Raw genomic sequence first — 18,502 nt, forward strand, 5'->3', positions numbered from 1 at the left:
CTCGAGCAGGAGAAGGCCAGCGGCAACCCGGGGCACATCGCGCATCGGCTGATGTACGCCGACATGGTGATCCTCGACGAGCTCGGCTACCTGCCGTTCAGCGCATCAGGCGGGGCGCTGTTGTTCCATCTGCTCTCGAAGCTCTACGAACGCACGAGCGTGGTGATCACGACGAACCTGAGCTTCAGCGAGTGGGCCAGCGTGTTCGGCGATGCGAAGATGACGACGGCGCTGCTGGACCGGCTCACGCACCACTGCCACATCCTGGAGACCGGCAACGACAGCTTCCGGTTCAAGCACAGCTCGGCTCAACCCGCTCAGGCAGACCAACCTAGAAAGAAGGAGAAAACCAAGAACTTATCCACACCGTGAGCCGCCAGGCTCGCAAAGAGGGTGGGTCAATATTGGATGGAAATGCCGGGTCAGGATTGCATGGAACTCAACACGACAGGGCGATCAGACGTGGCGCAGCACCGCCGAACGAAGCGCGTAACGCCAGCGCCAGCGCCTCGCCGTCCATGCCCGGCATTTCCAAGTCAAGAATGGCTACATCCGGAGGGCTCCGAACTGCAAGATGGAGAGCAGGTTGTCCGCCATGCGCAACGTGAATCTTGGCGCTGGGAAGATGTATGCCCAGGAGCATGCCGAGGAGGTCCGCTGCTTCCGCTTCATCATCAGCGATAAGGATGGTCAATTGGGTCATCGCTCTTATTTCTTCGCAGCGTTCTGTTGTAAGGTTCCACATCACCGAAGGATCGACGATGCGACTTGCTGACTTTCTAGAGGTAGCTCGCGATCAGATTCTCGAGGCTGCCATCTCCTACGCGCGAACCATTCCGGTCCTGTCCCAAACACCTGCTGAGATATTGCGCGACCATCTGCCCGAGATGCTGGAGACCATTTCAGCGGACTTGCGAACGCCACAAAGTAGGACAGAGTCGATTGCGAAGTCCATTGGCGATGGGCCACCGGGGTCGGCGCGTAGCTCTGCCCAAACTCATGGCCTTCTGCGGGCGCAGCGGGGCATCACGCTTGAGGAATTGGTGGCCGAGTTCCGCGCGCTACGCTCCTCTATCCTGCAACTTTGGGCAGACGCACATCCGCCGGGACCGAACGTCATCGACGACATCATGCGCTTCAACGAAGCGATCGATCAGGCCGTTGCAGAGTCCGTGCAGTTCTATGCCGCGGAACGTGAACGCTGGCGGCAACTTTTTCTCGGGGTGCTGGGCCACGATCTCCGTGGGCCGCTGAATGCGATTGCGGTCACTGTCGAGATCATGCGCCTGGAATCGATCGCTCCCCAGGCGCAAATCGCTCTGCTGGGGCGAGGCGTGAGGCGACTCACTTCGCTGCTGGACTCCCTGCTTGAATACAACAGGGTCAGTTTGGGCGCTGGCATGGCGCTGCAAGCCGCTCAAGTCGACCTCGCCGACGCATGCGCGGCGGAACTGGAACTGCTCCGTGTCGCGTTTCCGGGAGCGGACATAGCTTTTGAAGCGAATGGGAACGCAGAGGGACGATTTGATTCGTCGCGCGTGCGGGAGGCACTCGGGAACCTCGTGTCAAACGCAGTCGGGCACGGAGAGCCGAGGCGACCGATCGTTGTCAGGGTCGAGGAGCACGGCGCCGTCGTTCGGGTATCGGTGGAGAACGCTGGCGCCATTCCAGCCGAAGACTTTGAACTGCTGTTCGAGCCTTTGCATCAGCGCAAGACAACTTCTGCCACGGCAGAGCGCAGCCACCTAGGGCTGGGCCTCTTCGTTGTTCGACAGATCGCGAGAGCGCACGGCGGGGAAATCATCGGCGGTTGCTCGAATGGACAGGTGAAGTTCACAATTGAACTGCCCAAGGCCACCTCCGTGGGGCCCACGACCTGATCGCACGACTCACAAGAGTCCGCACCTGCGCGACCTCGCCGCTGTGGGCTCAACTGGATCATCTCGCGCGGGACGCCCAGTGGAGCGTGCACATAAAGCTCATCGGCTACTTCCTCGGTACCGCGCCGGCCCCAGTGCCGGACACATCGCGGGATCGCGAAATCGCGCGCATGAGGGCATGACGGGCCGCCGCGCAATACGGTCTCTAGTGGCTGCGCGTACCGATCGACGAGACACCAAAGTACCGGCGTGAACCGCGCCCGAACGAGCTCAGCGCGTTCGAAGCGGCACTGAGGCCGGCATTGTCGGCGATGCGAGGCGGCCCAAGCACGAGCGACGCACGGCCAGCGCACTGCACGCCGAGATCAAGGCCGCGGGCTACGCCGGCGGCTACTCGGCCGTCACCGACTTCGTTCGAACCTGGCGCCAGGGCGAGGGGCGTCGATCAACGTCACGGCTACGTTCCATTGAACTTTGAGCTTGGCGAGGCCTTCCAGTTCGATTGGAGCCAAGAAGGTCCGGTCGTCGGCGGCATCTACTACCGCGTGCGGCTTGCGCACCGGAAGCTGCGTGCGAGCCGCGCGTTCTGGCTGATCGCCTACCCGAGCCAAGTGCATGAGATGCTGTTCGACGCACACACCAAATCGTTCACAGCGTTGGGCGGAGCGGCGCGTCGCGGGATCAACGACAACATGCGCACAGCCGTCGACAAGCTCCACAAGGGCAAGGGCCGTCAACGCACGCTTCGCGGTGATGTGCGCCCACGACCTGTACGACCTCGACTTCCGCACGTCGCCTCGGGCTAGGGAAAGGGGCGCGTGGTGAAGAACGTGCAGGACTGCCGTCGGCACATCTGGATCGAGGCGGCCCGGCGCCGTTTCGGCTCCTTCGTCGAACTCAACGCCTGGCTGGGCGAACGCTGCCGGGCTCGGCGCTCGCCTACGGCCCGCTATGCGTTTCCAACGCAACTTGACGCAGCACCTGACGTATCGCCTGTTGGTCATACGGCTTCGCAAGCAAGAGGGCCCCCGGCAAAGAGACTGCAACATCATGCCCAGTAGCGAACACAACACCCAACTTGGGCCGACGCAATCGTGCCGCGTCTGCAAGCTCGGTCCCTGACATTCCCGGCAGTCCTACGTCGGCGATGAGAACATCGATGTCGCAATCTTCCAGTACCTTGAGTGCTTGCTCACCGCTCGAAACCTGCCTCACTGCGTGTCCAAGGGCCAGGAGCATCTCAGCAGTTGTCGCACGAATGCCATCATCATCTTCGACCAGCAGAATGTGCAGCGCGTCCTCGCTGTGGCTCTCTCTAGCCAGCTTATCCTGATCGGCCGGAGACAAGCCCCGCTGGTTGCGATTCGCAAGGGTGTGTCGGATCTTGCGTGCGAGATCTTCCCGTGAATATGGTTTGGCGAGCAATTCCACCCCAGGGTCGAGTCGGCCCCCATGCACAATCGCATTCCGCGTATAGCCTGACGTGAACAGAACAGCACATCTTGGCAGCCGCTCGCGGGTCTTGCGCGCGAGGTCGGGACTGCGCAACGGACCAGGCATCACGACGTCGGTAAAGAGAAGGTCGATCTCGATACCGCTGTTGACAACGGCAAGTGCTTTTTCAGCGTCGGCGGCCACGAGCACCCGGTAGCCCAGTTGCTGCAGCGTATCCACTACGGTGGATCGCACGTGCTCATCATCTTCGGCCACCAAGATGGTCTCGGTTCCACCCAAGACAGGCCGCGCATCGACGGGCGCGACCCCCTGCTCCTCATCTCTCGAGCGAGGCAGGTACACCTTTATGGTGGTTCCATCGCCCGGTTCGCTATAAATCTTTACATGGCCGCCAGACTGCTTCACGAAGCCGTAAACCATGGAAAGTCCGAGGCCCGTCCCTTTGCCCTCGGGTTTGGTAGTGAAGAACGGATCGAACGCTTGAGCCACAACTTCGGGCGACATGCCGACGCCAGTGTCCGAGACAGCCAGCATGACGTAGTCCCCTGCATCAACTTCGGCATGTTCCCGCGCGTACCCTGCATCCAGGACGGCGTTGCCGATCTCGACTGTGAGCTTGCCGGCCCCCTCCATGGCGTCTCGCGCGTTGATTGCCAGATTCAAGATCGCATTCTCGACTTGCGCCACATCGACCGAGGTGTTCCAAAGATCGTCCGCAACGGTGGTCTCTACCAAGACGGCTTCGCCGATGGCGCGCTGCAACATCTCATCCATGGACTGGACAATGCGGCCGAGATGGACCACCCTCGGCTCGAGCACCTGCCGCCGTCCGAACGCCAGCAGATGGCCGGCCAGCTTGGCGCCGCGTCGCACGCCAGCCAGCGCATTTTCAACGCGCCGCTCCGCCCGCTCGATGCCCGCCACGTCGCGAGCCAGCAACTGCAGATTGCCTGCGATGACTTGCAGCAGATTGTTAAAGTCGTGTGCGACGCCGCCAGTCAGCTTGCCGATGGTTTCCATCTTCTGAGACTGCAGCAACGCCCTTTCGGTGCGCTGTAGCAACTCGGCTGCTGACTGTCGCTCAGTGATGTCGCGGGTGATCTTGGCGAATCCGACGAACTTCCCATCATCGTCGTGGAGCCGATCGATGATGACGTGGGCGAAGAAGCGCGATCCGTCTTTGCGAACGCGCCAGCCTTCCTGCTCGAACCGCCCCTCGATCGATGCAGTCGACAGCGCTCGGGCCGGCAGGCCGTTGACCTGATCATCCGCCGTGTAGAAACGCGAGAAGTGCGTGCCGAGCACTTCAGCCTCGATGTACCCCTTGATGCGTTGAGCGCCCGCGTTCCACTTCGTGATCAGCCCTTGCGGATCGAGCATGTAGATCGCATAGTCCGTAACTCCCTGGACCAGCAGACGAAACTGCTGTTCGCTCTTGCGCAGAGCCTCCTCGGCCGCCTTCCGGTCTCCCACATCACGAGTGATTTTGGCAAAGCCGAGGAGACGCCGATCGGCGGAGTAGATCGGATCAATGACGACGCTGGCCCAGAAACGCGTCCCGTCTTTGCGCAGCCGCCATCCTTCCGCCTGAAAGGTTCCCTCGGTGGCTGCGATCTTCAGGGCCCGATCGGGAATTCCCGCCGCGCGGTCATCAGACGAGTAGAAGCGTGAGAAGTGTTGGCCGAGGATTTCTACAGCCGCATAGCCTTTGAAGCGCTCAGCGCCGGCATTCCAACTCACCACATGGCCCTGAGGGTCCAACATGTAGATGGCGTAGTCGTGGATCGCCGAAACCAGCAATTCGAAGCGTTGCAGTTCGATCAGCCTGTCGTCGTCTGGGTGCCAAGGGTTGTTCATGTCATGACGTACTGGAAGTATAGGGGTCGAAACACGCGCCCGATCGGAAAGGCCGCCGCGGGCGCCCTTGACCCAAGCGGAGCTGCGACCATCTGCCCTCCAAGAACCCACTACCCGAGTGTTCTTCTACTAGGAGAAACGCCAGGTGCCGCCGGGCAGTCTCCCGGTCTTCATGCCCACAGTGCCCGCCTGTGCGCGGCCAAGGTTGGGGCTTCTGCCACGGAATCGGTGTGCGTCTTGCGACAGCTAGGCATACCAATATGCACGAGCGAGCTTGCCCTGGAGCGGTACGTCGATTCGCGCGCGTCTCTGGGCCGAGCCGCCCAAAGAGCTCAGCGAGGACGACCGCCGGGCGAAGGCCAGCGGTTCGCCACAGCGAGAAGAGCTCCGGCAGTGGCTTCAATTGGAGCGCTGGTTGGTGCAGACGGCGGTCCGACGGCGAAGGCCATCGCCTGCCGAGGCAACGCAGCAGCCAGATTGGGGACTGCCTGCCGCACCAATGTAGTCCGACGTAGGTAACGCACTCGACGCGATTGCAGCCGGCCTGCAGCAAGAACTACTCGGCGTCGGTTCGCACGCGCAGCAGGCCGGGCTGGCCAAGGTGTTCATGCACGAACGCCAGCAGGAAGCGCTCGGGTGTTAGGCAGAACTTTGTGCTCATCTGCTGGATGAGGTCTGGCGGCACGCCCTTGGAAAACTGCATCGTCGCCGTCAGCCGCTGTACGGTGAGCGCACAGCAAATCCATTCTTGACCCGCTTCCAAATGGCCCGTGTAGCCAGCGGCGCCCCGGCGCTCTGCGCACTCAGCGGGGCCGTGCGGAGTTCGGTGCTACGCTGGTTCCTCTATAAAGTCTCCCAGGAATGACCAAAGACGTCCCCCCGCCCGGCCTTGGCGAGTTCATCGAAGGCAGCATGGAGTCGATCCTTCAGGAGTGGGAGGCCTTTGCGCTCTCCCTCATGCCGCTCGCCAATCTCGACAAGCAGGCTCTGCGCGACCACGCCGAAGAAATGCTTCGCGCGGCGAGTGCCGACATGCGCAGGCCGCAGTCGGAGGCGCAGCGCTCCGACAAGGCCAAGGGACTGCGGCCCGACAGCACGTCGCAATTGAATCGTGCCGCGGAGTCCCACGCTGTCTCGCGATTCGGGGACCAGTTCACGATGGATCAGCTCGTGGCGGAGTTCCGTGCCATCCGCGCGAGCGTGCTCAAGCAGTGGGCCGCAACCCGCCGGGCCGAGACCGACGAAGCGGTGGAGGAACTGACCCGTTTCAACGAAGCCATCGACCAAGCCCTCAGCACCTCGGTCATGCGCTACACGGCAAAACTCGATGAATCCCGCACGATGATCCTGGGCGTGCTCGCCCACGACCTGCGCAATCCGCTGAACGCATTGTCGATCGGTTTGCAGTACATCATGCGCAGCGAGTCCACCGATGCCAACAGCACCAAGGCGGCCGCGCGGGCGCTGAGGAGCGTAGACCGCATGGAGGGACTGATTCGCGACCTGCTCGACTTCACATTGGTACGCCTCGGGCCGGGGTTGCCGGTGACAACGGAGCCGGCCGATCTGGCCCAGATCTGCGTTCGAACCGTTGAGGAGGTCGAGGCTGCACACCCGGGGCGCCATTTGCATTGGGAGACTCCAGGTCCGACGGACGGCGAGTGGGACCCGAAGCGGGTGGCCCAGATGCTGGTCAACCTGCTCACCAACGCGCTGCACCATGGCGATCCCACTGGCGCGGTGAGCCTCAAGCTGAGGGGCACTTCAGCCGAGGTGTACCTTGAGGTCCACAATGCCGGGCCCGCCATTCCTGCGGCGCGCCGGGAGTCGCTCTTTCGGCCCCTTGCGGAGACTGCGCCAAGGCGCAGTGGGGTCTCCCAGTCGTCCGGTCTGGGGCTTGGCCTGTACATCGCCTGCCAGATTGCAACGGCCCACGGCGGCGGCATCGAAGTAGAGTCAACCGACGCCGAGGGCACCACCTTCACCGTGCGGATGCCGCGGCAAAGGTGACGCCGGGCAGGATGACGGGTGCCGCCTGCCAAGCACGCCATCAATGATGTCCGTCAGCCATGCGGGATTGTTCCTACGTCCATTGCCACGTGGCGCGAGATCATTGGCAAAGCTTAAGAGGATCATTGCCATGCCGCTACGAGGGTCCGAATCTGCAATAACATCTCTGCACACCTGGAGGGAACTGGAGGGCCTCGCGCGCACTGCCGAGAGGGCTTTGCACAAGAAACTCATCGACTACTTTCGCGGCATGGCTCCGGCGCCAGAGTTCGAGGACTACGCTGTGGCCAAGCAAGCCAGAGACATCGCTAAACGCCACTTCCTCCAGGCGCTGGGAGCACGGACGCATCGAGACCGCTGACTCCGTCATGATCTCCGCACCGCAAGAAGCTACGCAGACCGCGTTCGCATGCCCGTTCCTCTCCCCAAGGGAGTTGCCCCGCGAAGACTCCGCTGATTGTGTGCTGCTCGTGGCATTGGCTTTCATTGACCGACCCGCTCAGGATGGGCCGTGGCGTGCCGTCTCACCCCTGACGTCCCCGTGGAACGCTGCTTGACGTGATCCTCGTTCGAGCGCATGGTGACCGGTCATCCTGGCTGACTTCCTTCGTGCCCTAGTCAGTTGTTGCGCAGGCACCCACGTCTGTCCACCGCACCTTTCGGAATGTGCCATCGTCGCAATGTATAGATCTTTCGAGCTCTGGATTGCTGCCGAGTACGACGCTCAATTCGCCGAGCATAGGTGGCGCATGTCGTTGGACGACTTCTGCGCGAGTCCCACCTTGCGTGACAACCGCCGCGCTGAGCTCGCCACTCGACGTGCGCGGGCCCACTCGCTGTTCGTCGAAATGATGGATGAACTCAAGGCAATCGCGCAGGCACTCCACCATCGAACATCCTCACGTCGCTAAAGCTCCTCACTTGACGGGAGCATTGACGCGCCCCGCGCACGGTCATCCGTGCCATGACCATGCCGCAACAAAGACACCGCTGGCGGTTGCCAGAGATGAGGCCAGCAGCTCCGTGATGCGATCAGCCGGGCGCATGGGCAAAGGCTCGAGAACTCCCTTAGCTATGCGTGCGGCTCGTGGTTGTTCAGCTGAAGCGCGGCGGCCTAGCTTGATGGCGAGGCGTCTCAGAGGAATCAGCCCTGCTGCCGGCGATGCGGCCGTCGTCCGACGGCCAGGGCTTCCTCGCTCCAACCGACCTGGAGGGCCGCGCCGAGCGCGAGTTCAGGGGGCGTACGCCGTGGCATTGGCCGATTGCACTCACTGACGGCAGGCTGGATAGATGTCGGTGACGGCCGAGTAGCCGCCGGCGCAGCCCGCAGCCCGCAGCCCGCAGCCCGCAGCCGCCCTGATCCTGGCGCTACACGTTCGGGCCGCTCATCCCCCGTGCTTGGGCCGCCTGGTGATGCCTGCCTCACCGCCGCCCTGACCGCGCTGAGCTTGTTCGGACGTCGCTCACGCCGGTGTGCCCGCATTCCATCTACCGCGATCGCGAGATCAAGGAACTGCACCGGGCCAACGAATTCTGAGTGGGCGAGCGCGTTTTCGCCCAGGCGGAGCTCGACTGCCGACTGAAACCTGAGGGATTCTTCGGCAGGCATCGCGGCCCCTCCGGGGTCGGCGATCTGCATGGTAGCCGTCCCCAGCAGACCCAACGGTTCCTCTCCCAGGGGCGTCTACGGCCGATCCTCCGTTTGTCGTGTACTTCACCTTCCGGTCCTTGAGATCGTCCAAATTTCAGGGTTCGGATCACACGAGGGTGCACACACAGGCCGGGCTCGCACGGCGCCGTGCGCTTTATGACTACAGAAGCGCCTCGCCGAAGTGCGAATGTGAGCGTTATCCAAAGTCAAACGGACGCGCAGAGCTTCCGCACCGTACATCGCCGGTTCACGGCCCCCATACAAAGGAGATCCCATGTTTTCACACAACAAGCGCCTTCAATACACCCTGAGAGTCAACGAAACGAATCCCGGACTCGCGAACCTGATGCTAGAGCAGTTCGGCGGGCCCCAGGGCGAACTTGCCGCTGCCTGCCGCTATTTCACACAGGCGCTCGGTGAGGATGATCCCGGTCGCAAGGACATGCTTTTCGACATCGCGACCGAAGAACTCAGCCACCTGGAAGTGATCGGCACGATGGTCGCCATGCTCAACAAGGGTACCAAGGGCCGGCTCGCGGAGGGCATCGACGCAGAAGCGGAGGCGTACCGCCGCATCACTGGCGCGGGCAATGACAGCCACCTGACGCAGGTTCTCTACGGCGGAGGCCCGGCGCTGGTAAATTCCGCAGGTGTCCCGTGGACAGCGGCCTACATCGACAGCATCGGCGAGCCCACGGCCGACCTCCGCTCCAACATCGCGGCTGAGGCGCGCGCGAAGATCGTCTACGAACGGTTGATCAACCTCACGGATGATCCGGGCGTCAAGGATGCCCTGGGCTTTCTGATGACGCGCGAGATCGCGCACCAGAAGTCGTTCGAGAAGGCGTTGTATGCGATCACCCCCAACTTCCCGCCAGGCAAGCTGCCAGGGATGCCGGAGTTCACGAGCGTTTACTTCGACATGTCCAAGGGCGGCGAGGTCCGCGGCCCATGGAACCAGGGGCGGGGCTGGGAATTTGTGGAGGACCCTGGCGAGCAGATGGCAGTCGACGGCGGCGACGGCGCGGCCAGTGTGCAGCTCACCCCCGAGGAGCAAGCCGCCGTGGCCGACATGGCGGCAAGGACCGCTTCAGATCCGCTGAGCGATCCCCAAACGGGCGCGGAAATCGGCATGTCGGAAGACGCAGCGCTGCAGGAGGTCACAGACCGGATGAAGAAAGCACAATAGGCGATCTGAATCGTCTACATGACCGTCCGAGAGGAGCAACAGGCCTACGTTGCGTAAGTGGTAAGGTGATCCAGAGGTCCTATCGCGGCCGATAGCGATAGGTACTCCCTTCGGTGCCTGTGCACCAGCGTCACGAAAGTGCCGGCTTCGACCCCCTGGCGAGCCTCGTGGCTGCCAGCCGCACATGCGAACAATGCTTCGACTTGATGCTCCTCTCAATCGAGGACACGAGTTCAACGTCGAGGCCGGTCGATGCGATCGTGTCGGCGCGGCGCGCTTTATTCCTTTTCCCGTTCGAGCCGACGTCCTCCGAACCCTTTCGCGGCAGCACGGACCTGCCACCACGGAGGCCGCGCTGGGTACGCAGGAAAAGGGTCAATAGTCCAGCCGCACTGTGAGCCCCAGGGTCCGCGGCGTTCCGACCGATGCCACGTAGGCACCGTTCGCGGTGGCGGCCACGGTGGGGAAGTACTTCTTGTCGAGCGCATTGCGCAACCAGAGCGACAGGCTCCAGGTTTCATTGCCCCGTGCGACCTTCCAGCCGGTGGCGAGGTTCAGCAGGCCATAGGCCGGGATTCGCGAGTGGACCGATCCGTCGAGCGTGCCGTCCTGTGCGGACCGCCACGCGTACGCCACCGAAACGAAGTGCTGGGTGGTGGGGCTCACGGACCTGCGGTATTCGGCGCCGACGTTGAATGTCCAGCGCGGTGCCCCGGCAACCTGCCGTCCGGTCAGGCTGCACCGCACCTGCAGCACGAACGCGCTTTCTGACGGACAGGGCGCGTCCTCATAGCGTCGATAGCGTGCGTCGTTGAAGGCGGCGTTGGCCCACATGGTCAGCCCGCGCGCCGGTCGCGCGGTGGCATCCAGTTCCAGTCCCCGGCTGCGGAGATCGCCCGCGTTCGTGAGGATCTCGACGTAGTTGCCCGCGCCTGCGCCGGCGGGCACGAACATCGACGTCTGGTAGCCGCGCACACCTGCGAGGAAAGCGTTCAAGTTGAGCGTCAGGCGGTCGTTCCACAGGCTGCTCTTGACCCCGACGTCCAGGCTGTCGACCCGTTCGGGTCCGATGATCAGCGACGACGCGCCGAGCGGGCCGGGAGCGGCACCTGGGCCCGCCAGATTGATCCCGCCCGACCGCTCGCCGTGCGAGAAACTCACGTAGCCGATCGCGTCGTCGTGCAGCCGGTAGCTCGCGCTCAGGAGCGCCGACGGGCTGGTTTTTCGGATGGTCAGCGGGCCGGTGTCGTAAGCCCCAAGCACGATCGGACGATTGCGAAGGAACGCGGTGGCAGCGGCACCACCGGTCGAGTCGCCGCGATGGGTGCGCCCGTCCTTGCGCTCCTGAGTGATGCGCAGGCCGGCCGTGAGGTCGAGCCTGGACGTGGCGTGCCACGTGGCCTGGGAGAAGAGCGCGAAGCTCTCCGTGTCGAGCGCGCCGAAGCTCACGGTGCTCGCGTTGGCGAGCACCGGCAAGGACGTTCCCTGCAGAACGACGTCCGCCCTCGGGCCGAACACGGTGAAGATCTCGTTGCGCATGCGCTGGCGCATGTAGAACGCGCCCACCACATAGTCGACCGCACCGCCGGTGGGCCCGGCGTAGCGCAGCTCCTGCGAGAACTGCTGCTGGCGCACGCGGGAGCCGCCGTCGATCAGCACGGGGATATTGAGATTGTCGTTGGTCGTCGGCACGAACTTCCATGAGCGGCCGGCGGTGATGGACGTGACGGTGGCGCCGGAGGCGAGCTTCCAGTTCGCTTCGGCCGACAGGCCGCCCTGGTCGACATCGACGCGCTCCACGCCGTCGGTGTTGACCGCATAGCGCCGCGGGTCGGCGACGATGCCGGTGGCGCCGCCCGCGCGGGCGCGGGCCAGCGCCGGTCCGCTGCCGAGCGAGTAGATGACGCGGGTTCCGTAGGTGGAGCGCTCCCGGTGCGCATCGGCGATCAGGCGCAGGCTGAAGGCGTCACCGCGGCGCAGCAGCCACTGGCCGCGAATGCCGGATCGAGTGCCCCCGTTGACGCGGCCGCCGTCGTGGATGTTCTCGATGGTGCCGCGTTCATGGGTGCCGTACACCAGCAGCCGGCCCGCCGTCTCTTCCGACAAGGCGCCCGAGAAAATGGCTTGCCCCTGCGCAAGGCCGCGCTGTCCGATCGAGAGTTGCAGGCTGCGCTCGGTCTCGCGGCTCGGGGGACGTGTGTGCAAGGCCAGCACGCCGGCGGTCGTGTTCTTGCCGAAAAGCGTGCCTTGCGGCCCGCGCAGCAGGTCCACGCGCTCGATGTCGAGCAGGTCGAATGTGGCCATGCCGGCGCGGCCCAGGTAGACGTTGTCGAGGTAGATGCCGGTGCTGCCCTCGAGGCCGTCGTTCGATGGGTTCTTGCCCACGCCGCGCACCGCGACGGCCGATTGCCGCGGATCGCCGAAGGTGATGCTGGTACTCGGCAACCATTGCTGCAGGTCTTCGAGGCGCCAGCTTTGCTGCGTCTCGAGGGCCTCGCCGTCGATCGAGGTCAGGGGGATCGGAACCTGCTGGGCGGCTTCCGAACGGCCCCTGGCATTCACGGTAACGGCGGGGAGCGTTTCGCCATCGCCCGAAGGCGCCGGCTGCGCATGGGCCGCCGCGACCAGCCCGAAGGCGAGAGCGCTGGCGGCCAGGAAACGGGATAGGAGATCGCATGGGCAGATTGACATGCGCGTACTCTAATAGACGCTCGCGCCCGGACGCGAGGTCTCGCCGGGGCCAGCCATGCGTGAACTCACGCAAGGGTACCCCGGTCCGAAATCTGTCCCGGTGGTGTGGTTGCGTCCTACGGTATCGCGAACCTCTTCGTTGCACGCTTGCGTTCCCACCATGAAGGAGCAGCAAAAGATGCCCACCACCCGCACCGCACCCGACGCCTGCACCCTGCTGGATGCAGACCATCGCAAGGTCAAGGCCATGTTCAAGGAGTACGAAACGCTAACTAAGTCGCGCGCCGCCAGCGCTTCGAAAAAGAAGCGCGACCTTGCTAACCAGATCTGCTTCGAGCTGACCGTCCACGCTCAGATTGAAGAAGAAATCTTCTATCCAGCGCTGCGGGAGGCCATCAAGGACACGGACCTTCTGGACGAGGCCGAGGTCGAACATTCAAGCGCCAAGGACCTGATCGCGCAGATCCAGGAAGCCGCGGACGTGGACGACATGTTCGACGCGAAGGTCACCGTGCTTGGCGAATACATCGACCACCATGTAAAGGAAGAGCGCAACGAGATCTTCGTGAAGGCGCGTGCGACGCGCAAGCTGGACCTGGTCGCGATGCGCGAAGCGCTGACTGCGCGAAAGGAAGAGCTCATGGGCGAACTGGCCACGGCCTGAGCGTCCCTCCACAACCACATAGCGGCATAACGTTCAAAAGGAAAAGAGATGGGAATAGTCTGGACCGTCCTCATCGGTTTCGTGGTCGGGCTCGTCGCTCGTGCGGTGCTGCCTGGCAAACAGGCGATGGGCTTCATTCTGACGACCGTACTGGGGATCGTTGGCGCCCTCGTGGCGACATACCTGGGTCAAGCGATGGGGTGGTACGCCGCCGGTGCGGGAGCAGGATTCCTCGCTTCGGTCGTGGGCGCCATCGTGCTTCTGGTGATCTACGGGATGGTGGTGAAGCGCTGACAGCCCTGGCTGGAAGCTCAGGCAAAGCCGCCTGACCATGGCGGTGGCGAAAGGACCGCACACGCTGAGCGCCCCTGCGACCTTGCGCATCGCCGGCGGCCAGAGCGGCTGGCAAGCGGCTCTGGCCAGCGCTGCGCGGTGCTGCCGGGCCAGCCCGATGCAGGCTGCGCAACGCGGCATCAGGACCGGGGCATCACGGCGGAGGCTTGGTTGCCGATCACGCGCTCCAACGTCGCATGGCCTCTTGCGGCAGGTGCTTTCGCACGCCTTCGAGCATCACCACCTCGAAGAACACCGTGCCCACGAAGGCGATGGCGGCCAGCAGGTGCAGGATCAGCTGGAGACCATAGCTCATGGGGCCTTCCTCACGCCACCCGCTTGCGCTGCAGCGTCATGCGCTGACCCGCTTTCAGTGGCAGGTCGCTGCCGGGCAACAGGTCCGCCAACGAGAAGCCGTCGAGGTGGGCCATGAACTCCTGCAGGGCGCCGCCGAACACCTTGGCCAGGCGACACTGTCCCGTCACGACGCACTGGTTGCCGGTCGAGAAGCACTCGACCAAGGCGAAGTCCGGCTCGATGCCGCGCACCACGGCGCCCAGGTTGATGTCGCGCGGCGCATGGGCCAGGCGCATGCCGCCGCCCTTGCCGCGCACGGTCTCGATCCATCCTTGCTGGCCGAGCTGGTGAGTGACCTTCATGAGGTGGGCTTCCGAGATGTCGTAGGCCTGTGCCACCTCCGAGATGGTGCACAGACGCTCGGGCTGCTGCGCCACGTACATCAGCAGGCGCAGCGCGTAGTCGGTCATCGTGGTCAAACGCATGGGATGGCTCCAGTCATTGCGGCGGGCGCGGTCGCACCGCAATCTGTTGCGGCTTGAGAACCGGCGCGGCCGGCGCGTCGATGCGCGGGCGAATCAGCATGGGGAAGAACCGCCACAGGTACAGCGCGAAGGCCAGCACCCAGGCGCCAGCCGAGGCCTGCAGCGCACCCGACGCCAGGCCGGTCGGCAGCAGCGCCAGCAGGCGCAGCGCCGCGGCGGCGATCACCAGTCCATAGCAGCACTCGATGAGGCGATCCGAGCGCAGCGGCCGCCCCAGGTGTCCCAGCGCCGTGCGTGTCACCATGCCGATGATCAGAACCGAGAACCCGGCCACGCCGATCACGTGCACCGGCCAGGCGCCGCGCAGCACGCCGCCTGCAGCGTGCGCAGCGGCCGCCAGCAGCCCCGCGCCTGTCGCGGCGTACCCGACATACAGGATCCACAACAGCGGCACGCGCCGTACGGCGGCCGGATTCCAGGCCCCTACCTGCACCAGCGCAATCACACCGGCAGCGCTCAGGAACAGGGCCGAGGCATCCGCCCAGCCCATCAGTCCGCAGCCGATGGCCAAGCCGCCGGCCGCCAGTTGCCAATGGCCGCTGCGCGTGTGCATCGGAATGCTCAGACCCGGCACCGCACGCATCGCGAAAAACGGGATGACCCGCCTTGCCACCAGCAACGCGATCACCGCCATGCACAGCAGACCGGTGTGGAAGTGCTGCATGAGCCGTCCATGGTCGCCCTGCCAGCTCGCGAGCAGGAAAAATGCATCCGCCCCGCCCAGCGCGAACACCAGCAGCGGCACGCCATAGTTGCGCTGGTTGCGCGCGCCGTAAATGGCGCGGCCCAGGACCAGGGCCGACACGGCGAAGAACACGACCTCGCAGACAACCGCCAGTGCGAACCCCGTGTCGCCCGGCACGAGGAAGCCCACCCGCGCCAGAACCCACAGCAGGCTCAAGGCTCCCAGCGCCCTGCCCTTGAGCGGATTGGTGCCCGTCCAGTTGCTGCCCGCGGTCAGCAGGAAGCCCACCGCGATGGTGGCGATGAAGCCCCAGAGCATCTCGTGCGCATGCCAGATGACACCGGCCAGTTTCCCACGAAGCAGCCCGGGCGCGAACACCCACAGCGCCACCGACGCGGCGGCCCAGAAGCAGCCGGCCAGGTACAGCGGCCGAAATCCCAGCTCCAGGAACGCCGCCCACTGCGGCAGAGGCGGCTTCGCCCTTGCCGGCGCCTTGATCTTCAACAGCTCGGCCATGCCACTCAGCCCTGGGTCAGTGCCGCGGGCAGGGCGTCAGGATCGCGGCTGGTCTGGTAGCCCAACCACAGGCTTTGCGCGATGCGCTCGGCCATCGCGCAGGCCTGCCGGGCCATCGCCTGGTTGGGTTGCGCGACCGCATTCTCGCGGAACAGCTTCAACCAGCGCTCGAACAGCTCTGCCGAGAGGCCGGGCAACACCGCATGCTTGGGCATGGGCGCGCCCGAGAACCGGCCCGTGCGCCGGAGAATGGCCGACCAGAAATCCACCAGCCTGGCCAGGTGGCGGTTCCAGTCGCCGACGTGTACGTCGAAGATCGGGCCCAGCATCTCGTCCTGGCGCACACGCGAATAGAACGTGTGCACGAGGGCCGTGACTTCGGCTTCGGCGCAGAGATTGCTCCCGGGCACTGCGTGCTCTGTCGTTCGTGGGGTCGGATTATTCATAAGATCGACAGTAAATATATCTTATGATGGCTTCAAGCGGCGTCTTCGCTACGCCTTCCCGGTCCCCCTCGAATGGAAAGCGCCATGGCCCTCGAACATGCCCAGCCCCTGCAGGTCATCGATCTGCACGCCACGGACGAGGCGCATGGCACGGCGGTCAGCAGCAGTCTTCTCAAGACGCCGCATCTCCAGTTGATACGGGTGGTGCTGGCTGCAGGACAGGCGCTGCCAGAGCACCACGTACCGGGCGAGATCACGGTCCAATGCCTGTCCGGCGAGGCGGATGTCGCGACGCCATCGCGGACCTGCCGACTGGTCCCGGGCAGCTTGGTGATGCTGCCCGCCGCAGAACCCCACCGCGTTCAGGCCCATCGGGACACGGTGCTGCTGGTGACGGTCCTGCACCCCTGACATCAGAAAGAAAGTCGCTATGAAGAAGAATGCACTCGACGCGCTTGACGGCACCGTGGGCAGACCGCGCCAGATGCTGCTGCGCCTTGCAGCCTTCGGATGCGCCGGCGCGGCCTTGACCGCCCACGCGCATGTGAAATGGTTTGCGCCTTACATCGTGGGCGCGCCACCGCAGCCGTTGAGCGCGACGCTCGCCAACCAGTGGTTCTGGATCGGCATCGCACTGGTGCTGATGTTCTTCCTGGCCACCCGGGCCCTCGAGAAGATGACCGCCGGACAAAGCATCCTGGCCGGCATGGACAAGGTGATGAATCCGCTGTGGATGCGCCTGGACGATTTCGTGCGGGTGGTCATCGCGGCCTTCTTCGTCGCGATCTTCGCGGTGGGCGGGGTGTATCTGACGCCAGACCTGAAGACACCGAACGAATGGGTGTCGTGGATGCAGCTGCTGATCGCCGCCTGCGTCTTCTCGCGTCGAACGATGCCGCTGGCGGCCGCCGGCATCATCCTGTTGTGGGTGCTGGCGCTCACCGAGTACGACCTGTTCCACCTGCTGGACTACCTGGCACTCGGCGTTTCGGTCGCGGGCTACCTTGTACTCGAATCGTCGAGCAACCCGGAATGGCGCAAGTACCGGTTCGAAGTGCTGCGCTGGGGCGTGGCCATCGCCCTGATGTGGTCGAGTCTCGAGAAGTTCGCCTATCCGGACTGGTTCTACCCGCTTGTCGAAGAAAAGCCGTTCCTCACCTTCGGCATGCCGCGCGACGTGTTCATCCCGATGGCAGGCGTGGCGGAGTTCACGATGGGCTTCGGCCTGCTCTGGACGGCACTGGTGCGGCGGTTGTCGGCGATCACGCTGTTCTTGATCTTCAACGCGGCCGTCTACCCGTTCGGGCGCATCGACTTGGTGGGACACGCCCTCATCATGGCGATCATCGTGGCCATTGCCGCAGACCCGACGCCCCAGGTGCGCTTCGCCATCCGGCGCTCGGTCTGGACCATTCCGGTAGCGCTCAGCGCAGCGTTGGTGATTTTCACGAGCGGCTACTGGGGTTTGCATCTGGCGTTGTACGGTCCGAACGGTGAAGCAAACACAGCCACCGCTGAGATGGCGACCCACACCTACAGCGCAGAACACCCGCATGGGCCACAGGCCATCGGCAAAGAGACCGCGCCACCCGCCCCCGCTGGCGCCCACGGACTCCGGCATGCAACGCCATCTGCAAGCGCATCAGGCGGTTCAGCGCGCGACGCCTATGCAGCCAGCATGGCCAGAATGCACGGCCCGATGCAAGAGGGCATCCAGCATCCCGATCCCGACGTGGCGTTCGTGCTCGGCATGATCCCGCATCACCAGGGTGCCATCGACATGGCCCAGATCCAGTTGCAGTACGGAAAGGACGCCGTCAACCGCAAGCTGGCGCAGGAGATCATCGCTGCGCAGCGGCATGAGATCCAGGAGATGAAGGCTTGGCTGGCGGCACGTGGCATCAAACCACCGAACTGAGCGAAAGTGCAAGGCTCCAGCCATGAGTGAGCTCTACAGATGCGCGCGCTGAGCAGCGCCGAGTGACCGGGGCATTCAGAACAACGCGCGCGGCGCACCTGCATGGCGAAGCCTCCCGTCGCGCTTTCGCCAAGGACCTCCGCTCTTGTTCAAAGACTGTGTCGTCTGATGAACGATGCGCACAGTCGTGCCTGAACTCTAAGGTTAGCCAGCAACAAGACGACGCCGTCACTCGCACTCCGACATTGCGCAGGCAAGGCGCCTCACGCCCTCTTCGATCTTCGCCACGTCGGCCGTCGCGAAGCTCAGCCGCAGCGTCGCCACGTCGGGCTTCTCGGCAAAGAACGGCGCGCCGGGCACGAAGG

16 protein-coding genes and 2 pseudogenes are annotated in these 18,502 nt (G+C 64.2%); 9 read left to right on the plus strand and 9 right to left on the minus strand.

Translation table 11 applies throughout. From position 1 onward, the window contains the following. A partial coding sequence (locus tag AC3A6G_RS26925) for an ATP-binding protein (RefSeq protein ID WP_487862114.1) occupies positions 1–372 on the plus strand: 372 nt, incomplete at its 5' end. A 67-nt stretch (positions 373–439) separates the two neighbouring features. Here AC3A6G_RS26925 and AC3A6G_RS26930 read toward each other — a convergent pair. Then, the gene (locus tag AC3A6G_RS26930; RefSeq protein ID WP_487875035.1) at positions 440–703 is read right to left on the minus strand and encodes a response regulator; all 264 of its coding nucleotides are present in this window, start codon (positions 701–703) and stop codon (positions 440–442) included. Here AC3A6G_RS26930 and AC3A6G_RS26935 point away from each other — a divergent pair. Both AC3A6G_RS26935 and istA read left to right on the plus strand, forming a co-directional pair. Then, positions 687–1,880 carry a sensor histidine kinase gene (locus AC3A6G_RS26935; RefSeq protein ID WP_487875036.1) on the plus strand — a complete coding sequence of 398 codons (1,194 nt, stop codon included), beginning with the start codon at positions 687–689 and terminating at the stop codon, positions 1,878–1,880. The two genes, AC3A6G_RS26930 and AC3A6G_RS26935, sit on opposite strands and share 17 nt — an antisense overlap. 209 nt (positions 1,881–2,089) lie before the next feature. Beyond that, positions 2,090–2,809: pseudogene (gene istA, locus AC3A6G_RS26940) on the plus strand (IS21 family transposase); the annotation flags it as partial. A gap of 10 nt (positions 2,810–2,819) precedes the next feature. On the opposite strand, the gene AC3A6G_RS26945 reads toward istA, so the two are convergent. Both AC3A6G_RS26945 and AC3A6G_RS26950 read right to left on the minus strand, forming a co-directional pair. Further along, complete coding sequence (locus AC3A6G_RS26945; RefSeq protein ID WP_487875037.1) at positions 2,820–5,192, minus strand: PAS domain S-box protein; 2,373 nt, start codon at positions 5,190–5,192, stop codon at positions 2,820–2,822. 556 nt (positions 5,193–5,748) lie between these two features. Further along, a complete protein-coding gene (locus tag AC3A6G_RS26950; RefSeq protein WP_487875038.1) occupies positions 5,749–5,895 on the minus strand; it encodes a hypothetical protein in 147 nt (48 codons plus the stop codon). 158 nt (positions 5,896–6,053) lie between these two features. Here AC3A6G_RS26950 and AC3A6G_RS26955 point away from each other — a divergent pair, with 158 nt between their 5' ends. Together AC3A6G_RS26955 and AC3A6G_RS26960 are read left to right on the plus strand one after the other, a co-directional pair. Continuing rightward, positions 6,054–7,202: a sensor histidine kinase gene (locus tag AC3A6G_RS26955; protein ID WP_487875039.1), complete on the plus strand. Its 1,149-nt coding sequence runs from the start codon at positions 6,054–6,056 to the stop codon at positions 7,200–7,202. A gap of 1,925 nt (positions 7,203–9,127) precedes the next feature. Beyond that, complete coding sequence (locus AC3A6G_RS26960; protein ID WP_487875040.1) at positions 9,128–10,042, plus strand: manganese catalase family protein; 915 nt, start codon at positions 9,128–9,130, stop codon at positions 10,040–10,042. A gap of 375 nt (positions 10,043–10,417) precedes the next feature. On the opposite strand, the gene AC3A6G_RS26965 is transcribed toward AC3A6G_RS26960, so the two are convergent. Further along, positions 10,418–12,733 carry a TonB-dependent receptor gene (locus AC3A6G_RS26965; RefSeq protein WP_487875041.1) on the minus strand — a complete coding sequence of 772 codons (2,316 nt, stop codon included), beginning with the start codon at positions 12,731–12,733 and terminating at the stop codon, positions 10,418–10,420. Positions 12,734–12,911: 178 nt separating this feature from the next. On the opposite strand from AC3A6G_RS26965, the gene AC3A6G_RS26970 reads away from it, so the two are divergent. Together AC3A6G_RS26970 and AC3A6G_RS26975 are read left to right on the plus strand one after the other, a co-directional pair. Further along, a complete protein-coding gene (locus AC3A6G_RS26970; RefSeq protein WP_487875042.1) occupies positions 12,912–13,397 on the plus strand; it encodes a hemerythrin domain-containing protein in 486 nt (161 codons plus the stop codon). A 48-nt stretch (positions 13,398–13,445) separates the two neighbouring features. Next, positions 13,446–13,691 carry a GlsB/YeaQ/YmgE family stress response membrane protein gene (locus AC3A6G_RS26975; protein WP_487863064.1) on the plus strand — a complete coding sequence of 82 codons (246 nt, stop codon included), beginning with the start codon at positions 13,446–13,448 and terminating at the stop codon, positions 13,689–13,691. A gap of 217 nt (positions 13,692–13,908) precedes the next feature. Here the strand turns inward: AC3A6G_RS26975 and AC3A6G_RS26980 are convergent, their stop codons facing one another. From AC3A6G_RS26980 to AC3A6G_RS26995, 4 genes are read right to left on the minus strand one after another with little or no spacing between them, the layout of a single operon-like run. Further along, positions 13,909–14,046: a hypothetical protein gene (locus AC3A6G_RS26980; protein WP_487875043.1), complete on the minus strand. Its 138-nt coding sequence runs from the start codon at positions 14,044–14,046 to the stop codon at positions 13,909–13,911. Positions 14,047–14,056: 10 nt separating this feature from the next. Further along, positions 14,057–14,512, minus strand: coding sequence for an RrF2 family transcriptional regulator (locus tag AC3A6G_RS26985; RefSeq protein WP_487875044.1), 456 nt, complete (start codon positions 14,510–14,512; stop codon positions 14,057–14,059). Between the two features lie 13 nt (positions 14,513–14,525). After that, complete coding sequence (locus AC3A6G_RS26990) at positions 14,526–15,773, minus strand: NnrS family protein (protein ID WP_487875045.1); 1,248 nt, start codon at positions 15,771–15,773, stop codon at positions 14,526–14,528. 5 nt (positions 15,774–15,778) lie between these two features. Beyond that, entirely contained in the window at positions 15,779–16,219 is a 441-nt protein-coding gene (locus AC3A6G_RS26995; RefSeq protein ID WP_487875046.1) for a group III truncated hemoglobin, read from the minus strand. A gap of 84 nt (positions 16,220–16,303) precedes the next feature. On the opposite strand from AC3A6G_RS26995, the gene AC3A6G_RS27000 reads away from it, so the two are divergent. Both AC3A6G_RS27000 and copM read left to right on the plus strand, forming a co-directional pair. After that, positions 16,304–16,630 carry a cupin domain-containing protein gene (locus AC3A6G_RS27000; RefSeq protein WP_487875047.1) on the plus strand — a complete coding sequence of 109 codons (327 nt, stop codon included), beginning with the start codon at positions 16,304–16,306 and terminating at the stop codon, positions 16,628–16,630. A gap of 19 nt (positions 16,631–16,649) precedes the next feature. After that, on the plus strand, positions 16,650–18,137 hold the full coding sequence (copM, locus tag AC3A6G_RS27005) for a CopM family metallochaperone (protein WP_487875048.1): 1,488 nt from the start codon (positions 16,650–16,652) through the stop codon (positions 18,135–18,137). Positions 18,138–18,365: 228 nt separating this feature from the next. On the opposite strand, the pseudogene AC3A6G_RS27010 reads toward copM, so the two are convergent. Then, a pseudogene (locus tag AC3A6G_RS27010) lies at positions 18,366–18,502 on the minus strand (PLP-dependent aminotransferase family protein); the annotation flags it as partial.

It is taken from the genome of Variovorax sp. Soil_C_26, from assembly GCF_057657075.1.